At 63.5% G+C, this 21,435-nt stretch carries 19 protein-coding genes; 7 read left to right on the forward strand and 12 right to left on the reverse strand.

The features are described from left to right. The coding region (locus tag ACFE99_RS00100) for a transposase (RefSeq protein ID WP_375481233.1) at positions 1 to 525 on the reverse strand (525 nt) is incomplete at its 3' end. A gap of 617 nt (positions 526 to 1,142) precedes the next feature. Then, a complete protein-coding gene (locus tag ACFE99_RS00105; protein ID WP_375481235.1) occupies positions 1,143 to 2,057 on the reverse strand; it encodes a LysR family transcriptional regulator in 915 nt (304 codons plus the stop codon). 93 nt (positions 2,058 to 2,150) lie between these two features. Here ACFE99_RS00105 and ACFE99_RS00110 point away from each other — a divergent pair, with 93 nt between their 5' ends. Further along, positions 2,151 to 3,095 carry a TIGR03564 family F420-dependent LLM class oxidoreductase gene (locus ACFE99_RS00110; RefSeq protein WP_375481237.1) on the forward strand — a complete coding sequence of 315 codons (945 nt, stop codon included), beginning with the start codon at positions 2,151 to 2,153 and terminating at the stop codon, positions 3,093 to 3,095. A gap of 296 nt (positions 3,096 to 3,391) precedes the next feature. Here ACFE99_RS00110 and ACFE99_RS00115 read toward each other — a convergent pair whose 3' ends face one another. Further along, a complete protein-coding gene (locus ACFE99_RS00115) occupies positions 3,392 to 4,006 on the reverse strand; it encodes a helix-turn-helix domain-containing protein (RefSeq protein WP_375481239.1) in 615 nt (204 codons plus the stop codon). Between the two features lie 50 nt (positions 4,007 to 4,056). On the opposite strand from ACFE99_RS00115, the gene ACFE99_RS00120 reads away from it, so the two are divergent. Beyond that, positions 4,057 to 5,112 carry an NAD(P)/FAD-dependent oxidoreductase gene (locus ACFE99_RS00120; RefSeq protein WP_375481241.1) on the forward strand — a complete coding sequence of 352 codons (1,056 nt, stop codon included), beginning with the start codon at positions 4,057 to 4,059 and terminating at the stop codon, positions 5,110 to 5,112. A gap of 90 nt (positions 5,113 to 5,202) precedes the next feature. On the opposite strand, the gene ACFE99_RS00125 is transcribed toward ACFE99_RS00120, so the two are convergent. Then, complete coding sequence (locus tag ACFE99_RS00125; protein WP_375481243.1) at positions 5,203 to 5,337, reverse strand: hypothetical protein; 135 nt, start codon at positions 5,335 to 5,337, stop codon at positions 5,203 to 5,205. Between the two features lie 12 nt (positions 5,338 to 5,349). On the opposite strand from ACFE99_RS00125, the gene ACFE99_RS00130 reads away from it, so the two are divergent. Further along, a complete protein-coding gene (locus ACFE99_RS00130; protein WP_375481245.1) occupies positions 5,350 to 6,273 on the forward strand; it encodes an MBL fold metallo-hydrolase in 924 nt (307 codons plus the stop codon). A 231-nt stretch (positions 6,274 to 6,504) separates the two neighbouring features. Next, a complete protein-coding gene (locus ACFE99_RS00135) occupies positions 6,505 to 7,662 on the forward strand; it encodes an epoxide hydrolase family protein (protein ID WP_375481247.1) in 1,158 nt (385 codons plus the stop codon). A 125-nt stretch (positions 7,663 to 7,787) separates the two neighbouring features. Here ACFE99_RS00135 and ACFE99_RS00140 read toward each other — a convergent pair whose 3' ends face one another. The 5 genes from ACFE99_RS00140 to ACFE99_RS00160 all read right to left on the reverse strand — a co-directional run bounded on the left by ACFE99_RS00140 (position 7,788) and on the right by ACFE99_RS00160 (position 10,555). Next, the gene (locus ACFE99_RS00140; protein WP_375481249.1) at positions 7,788 to 8,249 is read right to left on the reverse strand and encodes a nuclear transport factor 2 family protein; all 462 of its coding nucleotides are present in this window, start codon (positions 8,247 to 8,249) and stop codon (positions 7,788 to 7,790) included. 193 nt (positions 8,250 to 8,442) lie between these two features. After that, on the reverse strand, positions 8,443 to 9,405 hold the full coding sequence (locus ACFE99_RS00145; protein ID WP_375481251.1) for an alpha/beta fold hydrolase: 963 nt from the start codon (positions 9,403 to 9,405) through the stop codon (positions 8,443 to 8,445). Between the two features lie 95 nt (positions 9,406 to 9,500). Next, complete coding sequence (locus tag ACFE99_RS00150) at positions 9,501 to 9,866, reverse strand: winged helix-turn-helix transcriptional regulator (RefSeq protein WP_375481253.1); 366 nt, start codon at positions 9,864 to 9,866, stop codon at positions 9,501 to 9,503. 345 nt (positions 9,867 to 10,211) lie between these two features. After that, a complete protein-coding gene (locus tag ACFE99_RS00155; protein WP_375481255.1) occupies positions 10,212 to 10,397 on the reverse strand; it encodes a hypothetical protein in 186 nt (61 codons plus the stop codon). Beyond that, entirely contained in the window at positions 10,394 to 10,555 is a 162-nt protein-coding gene (locus tag ACFE99_RS00160) for a hypothetical protein (protein WP_375481257.1), read from the reverse strand. Before ACFE99_RS00160 ends, ACFE99_RS00155 begins: the two co-directional genes overlap by 4 nt. A gap of 496 nt (positions 10,556 to 11,051) precedes the next feature. Between ACFE99_RS00160 and ACFE99_RS00165 the strand changes: the two genes are divergently transcribed. Then, entirely contained in the window at positions 11,052 to 11,552 is a 501-nt protein-coding gene (locus ACFE99_RS00165) for an FHA domain-containing protein (RefSeq protein WP_375481259.1), read from the forward strand. A gap of 377 nt (positions 11,553 to 11,929) precedes the next feature. Here the strand turns inward: ACFE99_RS00165 and ACFE99_RS00170 are convergent, their stop codons facing one another. From ACFE99_RS00170 to ACFE99_RS00180, 3 genes are all read right to left on the reverse strand, one after another. After that, entirely contained in the window at positions 11,930 to 12,484 is a 555-nt protein-coding gene (locus ACFE99_RS00170; RefSeq protein ID WP_375481261.1) for a MarR family winged helix-turn-helix transcriptional regulator, read from the reverse strand. 270 nt (positions 12,485 to 12,754) lie between these two features. Beyond that, positions 12,755 to 13,141, reverse strand: coding sequence for an enoyl-CoA hydratase/isomerase family protein (locus ACFE99_RS00175; protein WP_375481263.1), 387 nt, complete (start codon positions 13,139 to 13,141; stop codon positions 12,755 to 12,757). A 520-nt stretch (positions 13,142 to 13,661) separates the two neighbouring features. Next, positions 13,662 to 14,987 (reverse strand): cation:proton antiporter, encoded by a 1,326-nt coding sequence (locus tag ACFE99_RS00180; RefSeq protein WP_375481265.1) that lies wholly within the window; start codon positions 14,985 to 14,987, stop codon positions 13,662 to 13,664. 490 nt (positions 14,988 to 15,477) lie between these two features. On the opposite strand from ACFE99_RS00180, the gene ACFE99_RS00185 reads away from it, so the two are divergent. Further along, a complete protein-coding gene (locus ACFE99_RS00185) occupies positions 15,478 to 17,247 on the forward strand; it encodes an NAD(P)/FAD-dependent oxidoreductase (RefSeq protein WP_375481267.1) in 1,770 nt (589 codons plus the stop codon). A gap of 286 nt (positions 17,248 to 17,533) precedes the next feature. Then, positions 17,534 to 21,435: type I polyketide synthase (locus ACFE99_RS00190; RefSeq protein WP_375481269.1), on the forward strand; the 3,902-nt coding region annotated here is incomplete at its 3' end.

Raw genomic sequence — 21,435 nt, forward strand, 5'->3', positions numbered from 1 at the left:
CGACTCACCGACAGGTTTGCCGCACCGGCTGGAGTGGGGGTGATCGCGAGCACGGTGCGGGCCTCGGGGCTGGCAATCCCGAGCGCGAACCGCCCGGTGAAGGTGGCCAGGAAGGTGGGGTAGAACTCGCGCAACAACGACCGCAATTCGTTGTGGGCCTTGGTGCGCCGCCAGATCGCGTCCTGATGCGCGCGGGCCCGCACCGCAAATCGACTGGCACAGTTCGCTATCGGCCGTCAGCCTGCGGTGCAGGTGGGCGTCCACCCGAAGGATGTGAGCCACGGTCATCGCGTCGGCGCGATCGGACTTCGACCGTGCGACCGAGTGGCGTTCCCGGTAGCGGGCCACTGTCAGCGGGTTGATCGCATACACCGGCCGCGCTGTTGCGCGCAGCGCGGCGACCAACAGACCGCGCGGGGTTTCGATCGCCACCGGCACCGGGTGCTCACCGCTGTCACCGGCAGTGGTGAGCAACTCGACCAGCTCGGCGAACCCGGCGGGATCGTCGGTGATGCGCTTCTTCACGACCAGCTATCCGTCTGCGTCGATGATGGCGACATCATGGTGGGCTTCGGCCCAGTCGATGCCGCAGAAGAGTTTCACGTTTTGACTACCTCCGACCTTGTTGCGGGTGTTGGTGCTGGTAGAAGCCCCAGCAGGACCGCGCAGCGCTCTACTTATGAGGCTCGATGGCCTTCCCTCCGATGAGCTGTTCGCGATCCCAGCAACCCGCACGACGTCGGTCTTCGTTGAGAGCTCCCAGGCTCGAGGAATCTGCGACGTTGCCTCCGTGCGGGCGGGCTTGAACCACGGGTCAATCCCACCGAACTAAGACCTCGCGACCCCCGCGACACGCACGGTCTTGTCTTAGGACTCAGCCAGGTCCCGAAATGAGATAGGCGTTTGTCACGGCAGGGCCACAAGGGGCGAACAACCTTTCAGCCCAAACCACGCCGGTGCGCAACTAGACCTCGCAGATCCGATAACAACTCAGGCGTCCAGCCGCTGGGCCGATGGCTGATCGGATCTAAGAACAATGACACAGAATGTGATCACTCCCCGTTTCTTTGGAAACGAGACAAGGGCTGGCGGATCGGATTTGGCTGGGGAAACGTGGCCCGCCTCGTTAGGCGATGATCGCGCTAACTCTGCCGTGCGCTGGGCCGCCCCGCGGTCAGCAGTTCTCGGGCGTAGGCGGTGAACGCTATCGCCAGCGGGTTCGATTCGGCTGCGCGTCGGACCACGGCCACGGTCCCCGGGGCGACGCCGCGCAGCGCGACTGTCGTCAGCTCCGGGTGCAGGTCGGGTGCGCGGCTGTCTGCAGGCACGATAGCAACTGCGTGCCCTTCGGTGAGGGCGTCGAACAGCTCGGCGGGGTCGTCGAGGAGGGGGCCGTCAGGTGCGGGCTGCCCGCCGGGCCGGGGATCGATGCGCCAGAACGCATCCCACGCCGGATCGCTTGTTCGGGCGACGGGTTCGCCAGCGAGGTCGGCGAGGTCGAGGTGGCCGCGGCTGGCCAGTGGGTGGTGGCGTGCGAGCAGGACGGCGCGGGGCTCGTGATAGGCCACGGTGACGTCGATCCCGTCGGTGCGGATCGGCAGGCGGGTCACCGCGACGTCGACGACGTGGTCGAACAGTGCCGCGCGGGCACCGTTCCAGGGCAGGTGCGTCGTCTTGATCTCGGCGTCGGGCCGCCTACGGCGCAGTTCCCGCACGGCGGCGGAGACGACGAGGTTGGTGGTGTAGCCGACCCGCAGGGCGCGGGGGCGCGCCGCAGCGCGCGTGTGCGCTGCGGCCCGGACCGCTTCGTGTAGAAGGTCGCGCGCATGGTCGAGGAAGGCCAGTCCGGCGTCGGTGAGATGGCTGCCCTGTGGTGTGCGGTGCAGAAGCGGCGCACCGAGCAGCTTCTCCAACGCCCGGATCTGTCGGCTAAGTGAGGGCTGGGTGATGTGCAGTGCCGCCGCTGCTCGACCGAAGTGTCCGTGGTCGGCAACCGCGACGAAATACCGCACCACGCGTAGGTCGAGGTCCACCGGCGGGATGTCGACAGAGGCCACCGAGCCAGTCTACGCAGCGCCGATGCCTTGAAGGCATGCGGTGATCCCGGCCAGGCAGTGGTTCGAAAGACCAGAAGTCGGCACGCTGGGACCATGACCGTCGGAGTACTGCTCACCCCGGATCGCTCTGCCCCCCACGTCGTCGATGACGCCGTCGAGCAGGCGTCGATGGCCCGCGACGCCGGAGTGCGCCAGGTGTGGCTCGGGCAGCAACTCGATCTGGACTCGCTCGCGGTGGCAGCGGTGATCGGGGCGACGGTGCCGGATGTCGCGGTCGGCACCTCCGTTGTCCCGATCAATCCCCGCCACCCACTCATCCTGGCGGCCTCGGCCCAAACGGCCCAGGCAGCCGCGCGCGGCCGGTTCAGCCTCGGGCTGGGGCTCGGTGTCGCGATGCTCGAGCAGATGACCTTCGACATCCCGACCGACCATGCGGCACACCGGCTTCGGGAGTACCTCACGGTGCTACGAGCAGTGCGTGACGCGGGCACCGTCGACTTCCGCGGCAGGTACGTCACCGCCGCCGATCCGCACGTGATGCCGGTATCCCTGCCCGCTGCGGCGCCCTACCCAATCTACGTCGCCGCGATGGGACCCCACACGCTGCAAGTCACGGGCGAACTGGCCGACGGCACACTGCCCTATGCCGGCCCACGCACGCTGGAGGAGTTCATAGTGCCGACCCTGGCCACCGCCTCCGCGGACGCGGGTCGTCCAATGCCGCGGGTGTTCGGTCTGGTCAGCGTCGCAGTCACCGCCGACGACGAGGTGTCCGCCGCACGCGCCATGGCGGGCGAGACCATGGCGATGTACGACCAGGTGCCGTCCTACCAGCGCATCAACGCCCGTGAAGGCGTGGACTCCGTCGTCGATCTGGCCCTGATCGGCACTGCCGAACACATCGCACGAGGGCTGTCGCGCTACCGCAACGCCGGCGCCACGGACCTGCTCCTGATGCCCGTGCTGTCCGGACGCGACCACCTGCGCCGCGTATGCGAGCTGGCCGCCGAGATATCCGAGCTTCCCGCCAAAGTGTGACAAACGTCGACAGGGACGAGGTAGCCGCCGACGCGTTCACCTACCGGGTCTGTCTCACCATTCAGAGCCGACACAGATCCGCTGGGCAACTCTCATGAGACAGGAACTGATCGACCTCGATTCTTTAGATACGAGACATCGCGGCCGCCGCACGGATGGCTTCTCATCGCTCACCGGGCTGCTTGAGCGTGATGGGTTGAGTCGCTGTGAAGACAGCACACCGGCTCCGGGTAGTACCGGTGTTCGTGGATGGCCCTGGCCACGCTGGTGGCTTGCACGGTGCGGGCGGTGGGGCGTTAGGACGTGTGACCGATGCCGCCTGGGCGTACGCGCAGGTGGGCGTGTTCGCCCTGGCGGCCGAAAAGGACCAAAGTCTCGACGGGTCCTTCGCCTGTGCTGCCGGCCCAGTGTGGGCGGCGGGTGTCGAACTCCGCGGCCTCGCCCTGGGTCAGGATGAAGTCCTGTTCGCCGAGCACGAGCCGCAGCCGCCCTGCCAGGACGTAGATCCACTCATAGCCCTCGTGGGTTGCGCCCTGCGCCGGTGGGGTCGACTGCGACGCGGGATGTAGGACCTTATATGCGGTGGGTTGGCCGGGGCTGCGCGAGAGCCGCCAGAACGTCATGCCGTCGCGATGGGTGACTATGCCGCGGACACGGGGGTCGTCGGCGGGTCGAGTTCGGATCAGGTCGTCGAGGGCCACCCCGTGCGCCCGGGCGATGGGCAGCAACAACTCCAGGGTGGCGCGACGCCGCCCGGACTCTAAGCGCGACAGGGTGCTCACCGAGATTCCGGTCTGTCGCCCAAGAGCGGCCAGCGTGGTGCCCTGTTCTCGTCGTAAGGCAGTCAATCGCGGGCCGACCCCCGCTAGAACCCAGTCCGTCGCCTCGTCTACTCGCCCCCGTGTTGCCATAACAGCAATGATAGTGGCGTCTTGGCATCGGGCGGAGCACCGTTATAGCCATGAGAGTAAACAGCTTCGACGTCGTTGTAGTCGGTGGCGGTGCGGCCGGCCTGTCCGGCGCCCTGACCTTAGCGCGGGCGCGGCGCTCGGTCCTGGTTCTGGATTCCGGCGAACCGCGCAACGCCGCCGCGGAGGGAGTCCGTGGATTCCTGTCCCGCGATGGAATGACGCCGGCTGACCTCATCGCGGCGGGTGCTGCCGAGGTCATCCGTTACGGCGGGCAGGTTCGTGCCGCGTGCGCGGTATCAGCGCGTCGCGAGGGCAACGGATTCGTGGTCGGCACCGCCGACGAGCAGACCGTCACCGCCAGCCGATTGCTGGTCGCGACCGGGCTCGTCGACGAGCTCCCCGATATCCCGGGGCTGCGCGAGCGCTGGGGTCACGACGTCTTGGGTTGTCCGTATTGCCATGGTTGGGAGGTCCGCGACCGGCCGATTGGGGTGTTAAACACCGGGCGGCTCGCGGTGCACCAGGCGTTGCTGTTTCGCCAGTGGAGCCCCGACACCACGCTGTTCTTGCACACCGGGCCGCAGCCCAGCGACGACGAATGGGAGCAGCTGGCCGCCTGTGGAATCGCGGTCGTCGACGGCGAGGTCACCGCCCTAGAAGTTGCCGCCGACCGGCTCGCCGGAATCCGGCTGGCTTCGGGGCACGTCATCGCGCGGCAGGCGCTGGCGGTGATGCCGCGCTTTTCCGCCCGCGCTGAGTTCCTCACCGAACTGGGCCTGCCCACCGTGGCGCACCCAACCGGGCTGGGCACCTACCTCGAGTCCGACGCAACCGGGCTGACCGCCATCCCGGGGGTGTGGGCGGCCGGCAACGTCACCGACCCGACCGCGCAAGTGGTCGTCGCCGCCGCCGCTGGCGTAACCGCCGCCGCCGCCATCAACGCCGACCTGATCGCCGCCGACACCCATCGCGCCGTTGAATACCGCCGAGACCCATTCAGCGGGCCGTCCGAAGCACTCGTCAGCGAACGCGTACTCGGCGACCGACGCCACGGACTCGAAACCCCTACCGCCACCGCCACATCGGATCACCGGACACGACGCTGAAGGAAAGGCCAGCGCACCATGGATCGTTCTTAGTGTGTCATCGGGTTCGAGATGCGCGCGGGTGGAGGCGATTTCACTGTTGAGCATAGGTTAGCCGTTGTGGATGCGCTGGTCGTCGTCTTGGTGGCGGTCAAGAATCCAGGCGCCAGCTTCAGCGGCGAACCGGTTGCCGGTGGCTCGCGGCGACCAGGTTTGCAGCACCACCGCGAACAGCAGCAGGCGCATACGGTAGTCGACATGGACACGATCACTCTTGGTGATGTGGAGATCTCTCGAATCGTGGAGTGGCATGCTCCCATCGCGCCGACTCATGCTGTCTTTCCGAGGACCCCCGCGCAGATGTGGCGAGACCACGAGTCCCTGCTGGCCCCCCAGTTCTGGAATGCGGGGACCGACGAGTTCGTGGCGTGCTGCCAAACCTGGGTACTGCGCAGCGAGGGACGCACCATTCTCATCGACACCGGCCTTGGCAACGGCAAGGAACGGCCCTACATGCCGCTATGGACACATCTGGACACCGATTTCCTGTCCCGTCTCACTGCCGCCGGTGTCGCGCCTGAAGACGTCGACATCGTGGTCAACACCCACGTCCACGCCGATCATGTCGGCTGGAACACCACCCTGCACGACCGGACCTGGGTGCCGACGTTTCCCAACGCGACCTACCTCATCACCCGAGCCGACTTCGAGTATTGGGACCCGCTGAACCACCATCCCAAGCGTGGATCCATCGGCGGCTTGGGTGCCGCGTTCGCCAACCAGAACATGTTCGAGGACAGCGTTGCGCCCCTGCGCAAGGCAGGTCAGGCTGTGCTGTGGGAAAACAGCTATCGCCTCGACCGTAACCTCTTCCTCGAACCGGCCCCCGGTCACACACCTGGCTCGTCGGTCCTAAGCCTCGACTCCGGCTGCGATCGAGCCCTCTTCGTCGGCGACCTAGTGCACTCCCCGCTGCAGTTCGTCGAGCCTGACTGCGAGACATGCCTAAGCGAGGACGAGCTGGCGGCCGCCCAGACACGCCGGCGTATCCTCGAACGGGCCGCGGACACAAATGCCCTCGTGCTGCCCGCCCACTTGCCCGGGCATGGTGCTGCTGAAATCGAACGGCACGGTGACAAGTTCCGCATCAAGCAATGGGCGCCATTTAACGAGGCGCGGTGACCAGACAGACAATTCGGTCCCACGCAACCGGATCAACCTACTTCGCCGCAGCGACCAGCGGAGTTGCCGGGCTGGAAAGTGTTGTTTACCAGGTCGACGCACCGTCGAGCCCTTCACCGTCACATTGCCGCATCGTCGGCGATTATGCGGTGGGGTGTCCGGTGGTGACCGTGAGAAGCAGACACGGCGCTGACCGCGCGCCGCGCCTCCACCATTCGACAAGGAGCTGCCATGCATCGCCACAGCAATCAGATCGCACCGTTGCACTTGTCGGTGCCAGACGAGCAGCTGGGCGACCTACGCGGCCGGCTGGTGCGGGTGCGATGGCCGGAGGAAGAGATCGACCCAAGTCACGGCCCGAGCCTGTCGCAGATGCGCGAACTAGCGCGGTACTGGCGCGACGAGTATGACTGGCGCGTCGCGGAATCGTTGCTGAACAGTTTCGGACAGTCGGTGACCACCATCGACGGTCTGAAGGTGCATTTCCTACACATGCGTTCAGGCGAGCCGGACGCCCTGCCTCTGCTGCTCAACCACGGGTGGCCCAGCTCGGTGCTGGCGTTCCGCCACGTCGTCGGCCCGTTGACCGACCCAGCCGCGTACGGGGGCGACCCGCGGCAAGCCTTCCACGTGGTGATTCCTTCGTTGCCCGGTTTCGGGTTCTCGGGCAAGCCCACCGAGGCGGGCTGGGGATTTGCCCGCATTGCCCAGGCGTGGGCGACGCTGATGAGCCGCCTGGGCTATCAGCGCTGGGTCGCACAGGGCGGCGATGTGGGGGCCGGCGTTGTTGAACTGATGGCCGCGCAAAGCGTCGATGGGCTGGTGGCGGTTCACATGAACTCAGCGATGTTCGAGCCCACCCGTGAGGAAACCGAAAACGCCACCGCCACCGAGCAGGCGATGTTGGAACGGTCGACAGATTTCCAGCAGAACCGATCCGGATACTTCCTGATGCAAGCCCAAAGCCCGCAGACCATCGGCTACTCCCTGGCCGACTCACCCATCGGCCTGGCCGCATGGATCTATGCAGTGGTCGCCGACAGCGTCGGCACCCGCGGTGACGTTGCAGCGTCGCTGACTGTGGATGAGCTACTGGACGAAGTCATGATGTACTGGCTGCCCAACACCGCGACTTCCGCCGCGCGGTTCTACCGTGAGATGGTCACGGGGCCGCCCGCGCCGGCCACCCCGGACACCCCTATTCGCATGTCCGCGGCGTTCAGTATGTTCGCCCACGAGCCCCATCGTCGGTCCCGGCGCTGGATCGAGCGGCGCTGGAGCAACGTCGTGCACATCGGGGAGTTGTCCGTAGGCGGCCATTTCGCGGCACTGGAACAGCCCGACCTGTTTACACAAGAAATGCGGGCTAGTTTCGCCGGGCTGCGCTAAGCCGAGGCCACTGACCTGGCTCAGCGTCTCGGCGGCCTACCCCGTGAGGGCGGCACTCACCCTCTCCCGATTACCCGGCTCCACCTGCCGCCCCTCCGCGGCTGGATCGTCGCCAGGTGCTGTCGTCACCAGAGCGGGAAGTCTTGGCCGTACTCCTGCTGCGTGCGAGGTCCGAAGTAGCGCCGCTCGGATTCGTCGATCGCGACGTCGTTGATGCTGGCTTCCCGTCGCGCCATCAGGCCGGCGTCGGTGAACTCCCACAACTCGTTGCCGTAGCTGCGCCACCACTGGCCGGCCGCGTCGTGGCATTCGTACTGGAACCGGACGGCGATGAGGTCGTCATGGAAAGTCCAAAGGCCCTTGCGCAGCACATAATCAAGCTCGCGCTGCCATTTCCGGGTCAGAAAAGCCACGATCTCGTCGCGGCCGACGATGTGCTCGTCGCGATTACGCCACTGCGAGTCGACCGTGTAGGCCCGGCTGACTCGTTCAGGGTCGCGGGTGTTCCAGGCGTCCTCCGCGGCCTGGACCTTCCGGACCGCCGTCTCGCGGGTGAACGGCGGCAGCGGCGGGATGGGGTCAGCCATGACCTCCATCCTGCCACCGGCGCTAAGGCCGTTGGCCACGCTGCTTCGGCGCCCGCTGCAGTCCAGCCGGGCTGGCCCAACGAAACGCAGACCCGGGTCTTGGCTGCAGCCACATCATTCGCTGTAGGGATGACGCCGACCGCGCTCATAGGCCCAGCCAGTAACCTGTCGACTTATTTACCGTCCATCGGTTTCATCCTGCAGTGGTGTTGTCGGCGCCGGGCGTATGACCGGAGGAAAAAAAGCCGTTCAAGCGGGTAGCCACCCAGCCGGGGTTGTCGGCGGCGTAGGTGTGAGCGGCGTCGGGGACCAGGGCTGAGCGGACGTCGGAGGCCACCCGATGCACGCCGTTGAGCAACGGCTCCTGCGGCAGGCCGTGCTCGCCGTTGAGGACCAGCACCGGCATCGGCAGCGGCGCACGAAAGCTCGTCCGGTTGGTTCTGCCGTCCTCAAGGAGCGTGCCGTAATGCTGAAAACCGCCGCGCATTCCGCCAGGCGCGGCGTAATGGCCCAGGAAATCAGCGATGTCGGCATCGGTCAAGCCACCCTCCGACATCGGCGTCGTGTAGGCCGAGGACAGGTACGCCGCCTCTTTGCCGGCGGTGAGCATCTCCGCGACGTCAACCTGCATGTGGAACCCGAAATGCCAATAGCCGCCGGCGGCGGGGTTCATCAGTTCCTCCAGCCCAAAGCCGGGCAGCACGGACTCAGAGAGCACGAGGTGCCGGACGTGATCGGGATGTGCGGCGGCGTAGGCATAGGCAACCATGGCGCCGATATCCATACCGATCAGGTCGATGTCGTCGAAGCCGACCTGGGCGACGAGCTGCCGGATGTCCTCTGCGACGTTGGTCTTCGCATAGCCGGTCTCCGGCTTGGCGGAATCACCGGTACCACGCAGGTCCGGGGCGATGACCGTGCGCCCGCCGGCGGCGAAGGCAGGCATCACTCGGCGCCACACCGCCCAGGTGTAGGGCCAGCCGTGTAGTAGCACCAAGGCGGGTCCCCGGCCGCCGACCACGGCGTGCAACCGGGTGCTGTTCACGTCGAAGTAGCGATGGGTGAAACCGGCGAGTCCATCGACACTGGTCCCGTCGCCGGGAGCATCGGGTGACCGGGAAAGGGCTGCCGTTGTGGCGACTTTTGATGAAAGCATCGCTACTCCTACTGAAGGTGACGGGACGGTGTTGGCAGCCTGTTCGGTGAGGGCGGCGCCGCGTCAAGTTGCGCGGCGGGGACCCGCACCCGTGATCATCGGGGGACGCCGTCATTGCGGACGGCCCAGGCGCGTAATTCGTCGAATGCTGCACGGAAGTCCTCACCGGCGGCGGTCAGTCGGTAAAGCACGGCGGTAGCCAGACCCTCGGCGAGTTGACGTTCGACCAGCCCCACCTCGATGAGTTCCCGTAGGCGCGCATTCAGCACGCTGTCGGAGATCCCGGGGATGGCGTTGCCCAGTTCGCTGAACCGCACCGGCCGCTGGAGCAGCGTGGCGATGATGACGCCACTCCACCGCTTACCCAGAACATGGAACACCTCTACGAGTTGGCTATCGCAGGAGACCCCATCCGAGCTGCGGCCGCCGCCACCGCGATCCTCACCGGCAAGTTGGTCCATCGCTACACGCTAGCATAAACGCAGCGCACTATGCAGACCGCAGTACACTAGCGCGTTCGTAGGCACAGGGCGTATCGCGGCGGTCGTCGATGCCACCGGTGTGCACGTCGCATGCTCGGGTGGTCGACGACGGCGACCTGCTCACCTCTGCTGGCGTGACCTCGGTATCGGCACCAGGCGCAGCACCCCAGTGTCCGATTAACGGTCGAACCGAGGCGCGCCAGCACCCGACCCACAACACGGTCTTGCCGTCACCGTCTGTGGGCCCTGTGGTCTGCGTCCACGCGAACCGGCCCACCGCCTAGGGCGCGCACGAAAGCTCGGGCGACGGGCGAACTCCTACACTCACCGGACTGGGCGTTGCCAGGCAGCGGCGGGATCTGGCAACGGCGTCTGCAGCGCACCAACGCTGCAGGTTGCTGGTTTGGGGGATCTCAGATCGCCCGGCACGCCGTCGGGTATCCGGTCATGCATTACGACGACGTCGGTGCCGCCCTCGTGTGCATCGCTGAGGGTGGTTGTCATCGTCATCGTTCCGCCAAGCGCGGGTCGGTGGTTTCGAACTCGAATACCTCGACCACGCGCTGCTCGGGCACCAGCTCGGCGAAGTGGCCGTGGTAGGTGTCGGTGTGAGCTGCCGACTTGCCGGCGCGGGTGGGCGTGTCATAGATCAGCGAGATCCGAAACACGCCCCGCTGCGCGCGTCGAACCGATGTACGCGGCCGGTCATTCCGGCCGGGACGTGCCACTTGACGAGTGTGTGGGCATCCACCAGGGCGACGACGGATCGCGATGCGTTAATGTGCCGCGAGACGCGCGTCGACTACATGGACCCACTCTAGCCGTCAGTGATCCGGTGCCGTTGCGCTCGTTGGTGTTTCAGCGCGCGAAGCGTCAGAAGCCGCGCAGCACCATGGAGGACGCCCGACGCACCTGCCGCACGTGCGACAACCACCCTGCCGTCGAACGAGATGCCGGCTGCTGGCGCTCGGGATCCGCCGCGCCAGAGTGCGGCCGCGTCGGCTGCGAGGAGCCGCGCGGTGCGGCGTATTCGCTTAGCATCCGTCTTAGCGGCGTCTTGCCGGGTGCAGCTCCGCGCCGCGGCCAGTACCACCGGACGACGGCCAGGGACGGCCGCCTCCGCGGTGAAGCCCAAGCCGTGCAGCATGGCCGAGAAGGAACAGCATGAGTCACCAGGACAACCGCCCGGCGTCCGACGATCCGACCGGGGACAACACCTCAGCGTTTCGCGCCGATTTTGCAGAGGAGCTCGACACCGCCGCCTCTCCGGGCGCACCGGCAGGCATTCAGCAACCTGAGGGATTGCCGCCCGGCTCGGCCCTGCTGATCGTGACGCGCGGGCCCAACGCTGGGGCGCGGTTCCTGCTGGATCGGCCGGTCACAGCCGCGGGCCGGTATCAGGGCAGCGATATCTTCCTCGACGACGTCACGGTTAGCCGCCGGCACGCGGAATTTCACCGGGAAGCCGGGGCGTTCCGGGTCATTGACGTGGGTAGCCTCAACGGCACCTACGTTAACCGTGAATCGGTGGATTCCGCGGTGCTGGCCAACGGCGACCACATCCAGCTCGGCAAGTTCCGGCTGGTGTTCCTTACCAGCACCGACGACGAGGTGACATCAAAGCCTCAAGCCAACCCAGACATCGATCAACTCGACCAGCGATAGGTGGCGACCCGCCGGTCTGACAGTCGTCAGCCCCGAGAATGTCCGGGTGGTCGCGGCCAGCCTAGGTCAGCACGCAAGAACGGATCAGCGCATCGCCGTCACACGATCATCACACCCGAGGAAACCGAATCCATCCTCACCACCGATACGCTGAATGACGGGTGAGCGGCAAAAGTTCGGGCAATCCCGCCCCGATGACCAACACGGCTACGTCGTTACCTGCCCTCGTCTCCGGGCACGTCAGCGGCTGGCGCTGCCAACGCCGCTGCACTCGACGATGACACGCGCAATCGCGGAAAAGCTCACCGGCCGCGCGTCGACTAGGCAATGGATTTCGATGACGGCTACCGTACGCCCACATCGACGCATCTGACTCGTTAGCCCTTGACCTTTCGACGCTGACCGGTTCCTGCGTTACTCGTCGGCGGTTCTACACGGTGCGTCCGAAGTTCATCTTCAAATGTTGACATAGCGGCGAGTATCGCCGTGAAGACGCGATGAGCGGCGACTAGATCTTTGTCGCCCAGCCCGCCGAAAGCCTTGTGCATATGAGCTCCGAGCGGACTGAAGAACGCACGGCCTAACGCCAAACCGCTGTGCTCATAACGAATCAGCGACTTGCGCCGATCCACCGGATCAGCCTCGCGCCGTATGTGGCCGGCATCGATCATGCGGTCGACCAGGTAGGTTATCGCTGCGGGCGATACGTCCATGCGCTCGCGGAGTTCGGTCATGGTCAGCGGTTCTCCGGCGGTTTCGGCGACCATAATGTGCAACAACGCGTGGAAGTCGCTCGTGCTCACGTTATACCGACGCGCGAAATAGCGACCAATGCGATCGGAGTGGGCTGTCATCGCGCGCATGTCGGCCGACATCAGCTTCTCTAGCTCTGCCCGGCTCGACGGTGCACTATCGGCGCCACGCTTGGCCACTTACCCGCATTTCTTTTCAGCGCTACTCCGACCAGCCTATAGGCATCTAGCCCGCCCCGCGCAATAACATGTCGCTTCCGCGTTGCGGTAGGCCGACCGCCGCTGCCTGGCCATAGTGGCTCGGGACCCGGACCGGTCGCAACAGGTACGGCCGGATGCACCTCGAGCCACCACATTCGCCACGTTGCTGTGGTCCACGCGTCCTCCAGACAACGCGTCTTACCAATCGACAGTTCGTCATTCGTTACCATTGGTCAGTCTGCCGGCGGGTTAAGCGCCGCCCTTATGGATTGGACCGTCCGCCCAGAAGTCGCGAGCGCGGGCTCGTCGCGTGGTCCAAAGCTGGTTCTTATCCAGGAAGCCACTGACGCCGGCTGCCTGATCAGCGTCAGGTATCTCCCAGGCGCCATTGACAGCGCCTGTTAAGCCCGCGGACAGCGTCTCGAAGGCTTGCGCCGTCTTCAGGTCTGCCTCGACGCCGTTGTTGATGATGAACTTCAGCTGCCGCACCGCCTGCTGGTTCTTAGTCAGGATCACGTCGATGAGTTCATCGACTGAGTCGTCGAGCTGCTCATCTGGAACGACACGGTTCCACAGCGCTAACTCGGCGGCGCGAGACGCTGGATGAAGCGCGCCAAGCAGACTGCGAGTCGACACCGCGACCGCCTTCGTGACGGGTCGACTCGTTACCCCTTCTTCTGACCGACACTGCCCGCTTCTTCAGTGCCCAGAATGCTCGAGGTAACGCGCGGTCATGTCGACCGTCTTATGAAATTCGTTCCAGGTGGTGTCGTCGTCGCTGATGCTTGTCTCGGCAGTCAGTGTTAGCTTCACAGCGCGCTCGGCTTATGCACGGCATCCGCTCCCGTCCTGCTGCTCTTAAACCGCTTATTGCGGCTCGCTTTTCGACGCGCACGGTTGGCCCACTCACCGTAGTGTTTGCAGCGATAGCCAGAGCGCACGAGACGAAACAGCAAAGTGCTTGGCAGACAAAGAAGTTCGTTCTCGTACCGCACGCCGCTACCGAAACCGTGCGGATGCGCGGGGGACGACAGATCCTCACCGCCCGTCGACCCGCTACCCGGCGATCTCGCCGAAGCCCTCGCCAAAATCAACAGCCGCGATTTGTATTTAATTTTGGCCCAAGTCCGGGGCTTACCCCGTGACAACGGGCGCGTCAGGTTGGTGCGGTGGAGACATCGTCGGATTTGGTAAGCGTCGCATACGGTTCGGTCGGCGCGTGGTCTGACCCTATCTGGCTGTTCTGCGATGTCTTTAGGTGTCGTCCATAAACGAACTCGAATACCGGCGTGGCCATTAATGTGGTTGCGATGGCGACCAAGACCAGGATGCTGAAGAGCGTCGGAGTGATGATGCCGGCCTCAAGCCCGATGTTGAGCAGGATGAGTTCGATTAGTCCGCGGGCATTCATCAACGATCCCAGCGCGACAGATTCGCGCAGGGTGACTTTTGTCAGCCGCGCAGCTAACGTGCACGCGATTCCTTTCCCTGCGATCGAGACTATGAGTATCCCTAGGGTCACCACCCACAGCTTTGGGCTGTTCATGAGGGCGATCTGGGTGTTGAGCCCTGAGTAGACGAAGAATAGTGGCAGCAAAAACGTGGTGACGAGTGGCTCAAGCCTGGCGGTGAGGTGTAGGGCGAAGAAACCGGATGGCATAGCGACACCCAGGATGAAGGCGCCGAATATGGCGTAGATACCGATACTGTCTGTGAACCAGGCGCATGTCATCACCAGCATCAGTACTATGCTCAGGACTGGTGCGGTGATCGTGTTTCGCCGTTCGGATAACCTACCGAGGGCACGCATTGCTTTGCGTCCGATTGTTAAAAGCACCAGCGTGTATAAGATTCCACCGACTATTGCGGTAGCGGCCAAGGCGACGTTAGCACGGTGAATGGCTAGCACGATTGCCAGAATGCACCAGGAGAGCGCATCGTCAGTTGCACCACATGCCAACGCCAGCGTGCCCAACGGCGTTCCGGAAAGCTGTCGTTCGTAGATGATTCGGGCCAGCATAGGGAATGCGGTCGTCGCGATCGAGGCGCCCAGGAACATCATGGCCATGACGAGTGTGACGTTTTTACCGAAATAGATTCCGCCTGATAAGAGGGGCACAGCGACGAGCGCTCCCAGGCCGAGCGGCGTGAGTATGCCAGCTGCCGATACTGCAGCTGTGGTGCCGACACGGTGTTTGATGAGGTTGACGTCGAAGTTAAGGCCGACGAGAAACATGTAAAGCACCAGGCCGATCTGCGCCGTCGTGTACAGCACGATGCTTGCTGGTCCTGCGGGAAATAGGTGATGCTGTACGGCGGGCGCGATGCGGCCTAGCAGTGAGGGCCCCAGCAGAACGCCGGCAACCATTTCGCCGACGACTTGTGGTTGTCCGAGGCGCTGTGACACTAGCCCGACGAAACGGCAAGTTCCGAGGATGACGGCCAGTCCGAGGAAGAAATGGACGGCAGTTGCTCCGGGCATGGGTTAGCTCCTAATGCTTAGCGCACGGATGGGTTCACGGGCCGAGAGCATCAGATCGATTTCATCGTTGTAGCGACCGGCGATCCGGGCAGCAGTGTTCATCCGCACGCATCGGCAGCATCCGCGGGGGCGCCCACGTGTTATGAGCGTGGTGGAACGGAACGATCACACCGATCAGCGGGTGCCCCACGGGTCACGTTCATACCGGCGTTAGTGCCCCTTATCCGTGACCCCGATAAGTACGGCGAACCGTTGAGCAACAGCGATCTCCTCGCCCGGCTGGGAACCACCGACTCATCCCTGGCGCATAACGTGCCCACGATGTCCTGCGCGGAATGCCGCTGCGGATTAGGCACCTGTCTCATCGACCCTTCTGGTAGAACCGGGGCAGCCACCGTTCTGCGCTTCTCCGCTTGCCAGCGACCGCGTTTAGTGTAACCTACTTAACTATTAAGTAAACTCGTCTATCCGGCTCGAGGGAGGTGCACGTGTGGACGTGCAAACCCAGCTGTCGCAACTGAGCCCGGAGGCACGCGAGGCGCTGGGACACAAAATCAAGGCCCACCTGCTGGAGGCCGACACTGCGAGCGCGGATCACGATGTCACGATCGTTGGCGGCGGGGTGGCGGCCCTGACTCTCGCATTAGAGATTCGCAGCGCACGGCCGCGAACGCGCATCCTCATCGTCGAGCCAACCCCTCACCCGGTGCCTGAGATCACCCATACGGTTGGCGAGTCGACGGTCGAGATCGCCGCGCAGTACCTGCGGGATCGCCTTGGACTGGCCGACCATTTGCAGGCCTCGCAGCTCCGCAAAATGGGGCTGCGGATGTTTTTCTCACACGGCGGGAACACCGATATCGCCCAACGGATGGAACTGGGCAGCTCCGCATTCACACCTCAGGTGACCTATCAAATCGACCGCGGCAGGTTAGAGAACGAACTGAACCGACGGTGCTTATCGGAGGGTGTCGAAATCACTGCTGGCCGAGTCCGTTCCGTTGAATTCGGTCTCGGGGGTCGCCCACATACTCTTGTCGTTCAGCGCGGCGACACAACCACCCGCACGACGGCTCGCTGGGTGGTCGATGCATCGGGACGCAACCGTATGCTGTCCCGACAGCTGGACCTAAGGCGCGCCACCGAGCACCACTGCAATGCCGTATGGCTGCGTGTCGCGACTGAAATCGAGATCGGCCAGTGGAGCGATGACCCGAGTTGGCAGGCGCGCTTGGTCGAGGGTGACCGGGCATTGTCCACCAATCACTTGATGGGGGAGGGATATTGGGTTTGGTTGATCCGACTCCCGTCAGGATCCACCAGCGTCGGCATCGTTGCCGACCCTGTCGTCCATGCATTCGACCGGTTCAACACTCTGGCTAAAGCCCGGTCGTGGCTTACTGAGCATGAGCCACAGTGCGCGGCGGTACTGGCTAAGCACGAACGCCTGATCAAGGACTTCAGGGTGATGAAACACTATAGTCACAGCGCCACGAAGGTGTACGACGGGCGTGGCCGTTGGTGTCTGACCGGGGACTCCGGAATCTTCCTGGACCCTTTGTATTCATCTGGACTGGACCTCATCGCGATCGGCAATGGCCTCATCACCGACATGATTATCCGCGAACTCGACGGTGAAGATGTCGTCGCACGCTCTGAGATTAGCGATTCTCTTTTTCGCTCCCTTACCGACATGTGGCTTAACGTGTACTGCAACCAATACCCGCTCATGGGCTCGCCTGCGGTCATGTCGGCCAAAGTGATTTGGGACATCGCGTTTTATTGGGGCTTTCTCGGTTTGCTCTACAGCAACGGTCGGTTTGTCACTATCGCCGATGATCCTGAGGTGGTGCCGCACCTGCAGGGTCTCATCGAGCTCAGTAACCGTATGCAACAATTGTTCCGAGAATGGGCCGCAGTCGAGAGCGCGCGTCCCGCGGCGGGATTTGTCGATATGTACTCGCCTCTGGAGTTCATGGTGACGCTGCACACTGCGATGATGGGGAAAGCTGCGGATTTCATCGCACAATTCGACGCGAATGTCCGGCTGCTACATCAGCTCGCTGGACAGCTGATCGAGACCGTGATTAGGGACAAATGTCGCATGTTTGCCGACGACGATGTCATGCGGCAGGTGCAGGCTTGGCAACAAGACTCCGTTTTGCAAAGACTCCGATCCGTCTACCGCCACGAGCAAAACATCAGTCCGATTAGCCAAGAGTGGGTTTTCAGCGCCGCACCGGCACTCGAATTCAGTTGAGTCACCGCGAAATTGATGCTGGCCGAGGTCTGGCCACACGAGGTTGGCGGAAGGCTTGGCGACCGCTTGTGCGCCCTTACGCCGGCTCTGTCGTTGTCGGATGCGCGGGGCCGTCGAGAACGGTCGATGAGACGAATCGCACGGCCCAGGTCGACCCTTGGCCAAACAACGTTCGCACAGCCGAGTTAGGCAAGGGGGGATTCCCGCTGACCACGTCACTCGAACACAAGAGACCCTCCCGGCGGCGACCCCGCGGGGACGCACGACAGATTGTGAGGGCGAAAGGATGAACATGCTTGCCGAACACGGCTCGCTCCAGCCCTTGGCGATCGTCGGCATCGGGTGCCACTTTCCCGGCGGTGCGCATACCCCGCAGAGCTACTGGGACCTGCTATGTAGGGAAACCGACGCCACACGCATAGTCCCTGAAACACGGTGGAACGCCGCACGATACTACGACCCGAATCCGGCAAAGGTCGGCAAGATGGTTACTTGTCGAGGCGGGTTCCTTGATGAAATCGATCAATTCGACCCTCAATTCTTCGGAATCTCCCCGCGAGAGGCGAACGTGGTCGATCCGCAACAGCGCCTTCTGCTGCGGACCACGTGGGAAGCTTTGGAAGACGGCGGAATATCCGCGGACAGTCTAGCCGGCACTGGGGTCGGTGTCTTCATCGGCGGCTTTACCCTTGACTACCAACTCTTGCAAAACCATGGCCGCACTAGTCGTTACCAATTGAAGACCCATTCCGCCACCGGAATGATGATGACCATGCTGGCGAACCGGATCTCCTTCACATTCGACTTCCGCGGACCGAGCATGACGGTCGACACGGCGTGCTCGAGCTCGCTTGTTGCGGTACACCTTGCTTCCCAAAGCATCTGGAACGGCGAGTGCGATCTCGCTTTTGCTGGCGGGGTCAACATGATGATCGGCCCCAACACCGCGATCGCGGAATCAAAAAGTGGGTTCCTCAGTCCAGACGGGCGATGCAAGGCATTCGACAAGTCCGCTGACGGTTACGCACGCGGAGAAGGTGCCGCAGTCGTCGTCATCAAACCCCTCGAGCACGCGCGACGCGATGGCGACGAAATCTATGCACAAATCCTTGGCACAGCCGTGTCACAAGACGGTCACACCGACAGCATCACGGTGCCCGACGCTGAAGCGCAAGCAGCAGCGATTACCACAGCCCTGCGACGGGCGGGCGTTCACCCAAACGAAGTCGGATATGTGGAGGCGCACGGCACCGGAACACCTGTCGGCGACCCAATCGAGGTGCAGGCCCTGGCCAATGCGTTGGCGTCACAGCGGCCAGCAACAAACCCGCTGCTCATCGGATCGGTCAAAACCAACATCGGCCACCTCGAGGCCGGCGCAGGGGTAGCCGGACTGATCAAAACAGCGTTAGCGCTCAAACACGGCTACATCCCAGCGAACCTGCATCTAACCAACCCCAGCGACCAGATTCCGCTGGAGGACTTCAATATTGACGTTCCACGAACTGGTCGCCCGTTTCCCGACAGCAAGCGACGCATAGCAGGGGTCAACTCTTTCGGCTTCGGCGGCACCAATGCCCACGTCGTGCTTGCTGAGCCCCCCGCCCCGGTGTGCGTCCCTGCCCCGGACCGCATTCAGCCGCTACCGCTGGCCGTTTTGCCGATCTCCGCGCGCGCAGAGGAAGCATTGGCAGCGACGGCCCGCCAGTTGGCCGAGCACCTAAGCGCTCAACCTGATCTCACGCTGCTCGATCTTGGCTACACGCTGAGCCAGCGCCGCTCTCACCTGAACTATCGCCGTACCCTCGTGGTCGGCAGCATTAGCGATGCGCGAGAACAACTTCACGCCCTCGCCGAGGGTGGGCAGATCTCTGCGGGCCGCACAAACCCGACCGCGCCCAAGCTGGCGTTCGTCTGCACCGGCATGGGCCCGCAGTGGTGGAAAATGTGCCGGGGACTGCTTGACTCCTATCCCGCCTTCACCGACAGCATCCTGCGGAGCGACCGGGAGCTGTCCCGTTACACGACCTGGTCGTTAATCGATGAACTTCGAAGCGATGAGACTTGCTCTCGGATGGCTGAAACACAGGTAGCGCAACCCGCCAACTTCGCCATTCAGATAGCGCTCGCTGACCAGCTCAAACAGTTCGGTATCAGCCCTGACGCAGTGATCGGCCACAGCGCCGGCGAAGTGGCTGCCCACTATCTCAGCGGCGTCCTCACTTTCGAGCAAGCCATTCAAGTAATTTTTCACCGAAGTCGCCTGCAACAACGCACGAGCGGACGAGGCCGCATGCTCGCTATTGGCCTTGGTGCCGAGTCGCTCATGCAGATGGTCGACGACGGAATACTCGCTGAGATCGGGCGGCGGGTATTCATCGCGGCGATCAATAGCCCCTCAGCAGTGACCTTGGCCGGCGATAGCGACGTCCTTGACGACATCGCCCGCCAACTAGAAGACCAAAAGATCTTCAATCGGTTTCTGCCCGGAACGGTGCCGTATCACAGCCACTACATGGACGTGGTGAAAGACGAGCTGTGCAGCGCCTTGGAGAATTTATCTTCGGATGCGGCGAGCATCCCGCTGTACTCCACAGTGACTGGCGAAAGGTTGGACGGATACACTGCCGGCGCCGCCTACTGGTGGCAAAACACCCGCGCTACAGTTCTTTTCGAGCCCGCAGTGCGTCGTATGCTCGATGACGGCTATACCCACTTCGTCGAGCTGGGCCCGCATCCTGTTCTGGCGGCATCGATTGTTGAGATCGCCGGAACCCAAAAGACCAACGCTGTCGTCTTGGCGAGCCAGCGGCGCAATGAGGACGACGGTCGTACGCTGATGAATTGCGTTGGTGCACTGCACTGCCACGGCCACCCGATCGCGTGGGACGCGCTATTCCCCAGACAGGGGGCACGACCCATAAAGCTTCCGTTGTACCCGTGGCAAGCCAAGCGTTTCTGGAACGAAACCCAGGAAGCGGCCGAGGACTTGCATTACAAGCCGGTGCATCCGCTGCTAGGGCAATCGGTGAGCGCCGTGCATCCGACCTGGGAAGTTGAGTTAAGCACTGCCATCGCTCCCTTCCTGGCGGATCATCAGGTGCAGGGAAGTGCTCTCGTACCAGGGGCCGTGTTCATCGAAATGGCCCTGGCGGCTGGGGAAGCAGCCTACGGGTCAACAGATCACAGGGTTGACAACCTGACCCTGCACCGCGCCTTAATCCTCGATGACACCTGCGATCCCATACTCAGGACTACGCTCAACCCGGACACCGGCACGTTGGAATTTGCGGCGTTCACGGCGACGGCTGGTGGCGACCTGAAGTGGACGATAACTGCGACCGCGGAGCTCAACACACTTTCAAGGTCGCCTGCGCGCGGCGACGCCCCGAAAGACGCGGAGCCCGTCACTATGCTCAGCGGCGACGAGTTTTACGCCCGTACTCGGGCCATCGGATTCGATTATGGAGAAGCGTTCCAGCCCGTCAGCAAGGTCACTTCCGGGAATGGCTGGGCGGTGGCCGAATTGATCATCCCTGCTCAGATCGCCGACGGACTCGACAGTTACCGATTCCATCCGGCGCTTATCGACGGTGCCTTCCAAACGTTGTTCGGGGCATCGTTTTTCGGCCGCGACATAAACGAAGGCCCATATTTTCCTACCCGAGTACGGCACAGCGCCATTTATCGTTCGCCGGAGAAGATCATGACCGCCCACGTGCGGGTGATATCGGCCACAAAAGACGAGATCCAGAGCGACATCACCATTACTGGCGACGACGGAGAGCCGCTCGCTGTCTTCAACGGCTTTACGGTGCAATCGATAGGCGCCTCATCGCGCATGTCGCCCGAACGAGTGGACAAGGGACTATATGAGATTCAATGGGTAGCAACCACCGGCGTACAGCAAGATCTTGAGAATGCGACTCCAACAGCCACCTCGTCCTGGCTCATCTTCGTCGACGCCGCCGGCATTGGGTCGACACTCGCGGCGCACCTGCGCCGCAGCGGCCAACGCGTTCAAACAGTCATGCGCCACACCAGCGACGCGCTGACCAGATTCGACGGGGGGTACGCGCTGAATCCGAGGCAGCCGCAGCAACTACACCAGCTGCTCGAAACACAACTCGAAAAAGAAGGCAACCTCGCTGGCATCATCAACTGCTGGCCCATGGACATCTGCGCCCA

The organism is uncultured Mycobacterium sp. (genome assembly GCF_964249325.1).
Classification (GTDB): Bacteria; Actinomycetota; Actinomycetes; order Mycobacteriales; family Mycobacteriaceae; genus Mycobacterium.

Bases quoted from the DNA above. Each gene is read 5' to 3' on its own strand.
- ACFE99_RS00110 (WP_375481237.1), top strand. From the start codon at position 2,151: ATGACCGTCGGAGTACTGCTCACCCCGGATCGCTCTGCCCCCCACGTC.
- ACFE99_RS00180 (WP_375481265.1), bottom strand. From the start codon at position 14,987: ATGCCCGGAGCAACTGCCGTCCATTTCTTCCTCGGACTGGCCGTCATC.
- ACFE99_RS00135 (WP_375481247.1), top strand. From the start codon at position 6,505: ATGCATCGCCACAGCAATCAGATCGCACCGTTGCACTTGTCGGTGCCA.
- ACFE99_RS00145 (WP_375481251.1), bottom strand. From the start codon at position 9,405: ATGCTTTCATCAAAAGTCGCCACAACGGCAGCCCTTTCCCGGTCACCC.
- ACFE99_RS00125 (WP_375481243.1), bottom strand. From the start codon at position 5,337: ATGCGCCTGCTGCTGTTCGCGGTGGTGCTGCAAACCTGGTCGCCGCGA.
- ACFE99_RS00120 (WP_375481241.1), top strand. From the start codon at position 4,057: ATGAGAGTAAACAGCTTCGACGTCGTTGTAGTCGGTGGCGGTGCGGCC.
- ACFE99_RS00150 (WP_375481253.1), bottom strand. From the start codon at position 9,866: ATGGACCAACTTGCCGGTGAGGATCGCGGTGGCGGCGGCCGCAGCTCG.
- ACFE99_RS00140 (WP_375481249.1), bottom strand. From the start codon at position 8,249: ATGGCTGACCCCATCCCGCCGCTGCCGCCGTTCACCCGCGAGACGGCG.
- ACFE99_RS00155 (WP_375481255.1), bottom strand. From the start codon at position 10,397: ATGACGATGACAACCACCCTCAGCGATGCACACGAGGGCGGCACCGAC.
- ACFE99_RS00115 (WP_375481239.1), bottom strand. From the start codon at position 4,006: ATGGCAACACGGGGGCGAGTAGACGAGGCGACGGACTGGGTTCTAGCG.
- ACFE99_RS00130 (WP_375481245.1), top strand. From the start codon at position 5,350: ATGGACACGATCACTCTTGGTGATGTGGAGATCTCTCGAATCGTGGAG.
- ACFE99_RS00165 (WP_375481259.1), top strand. From the start codon at position 11,052: ATGAGTCACCAGGACAACCGCCCGGCGTCCGACGATCCGACCGGGGAC.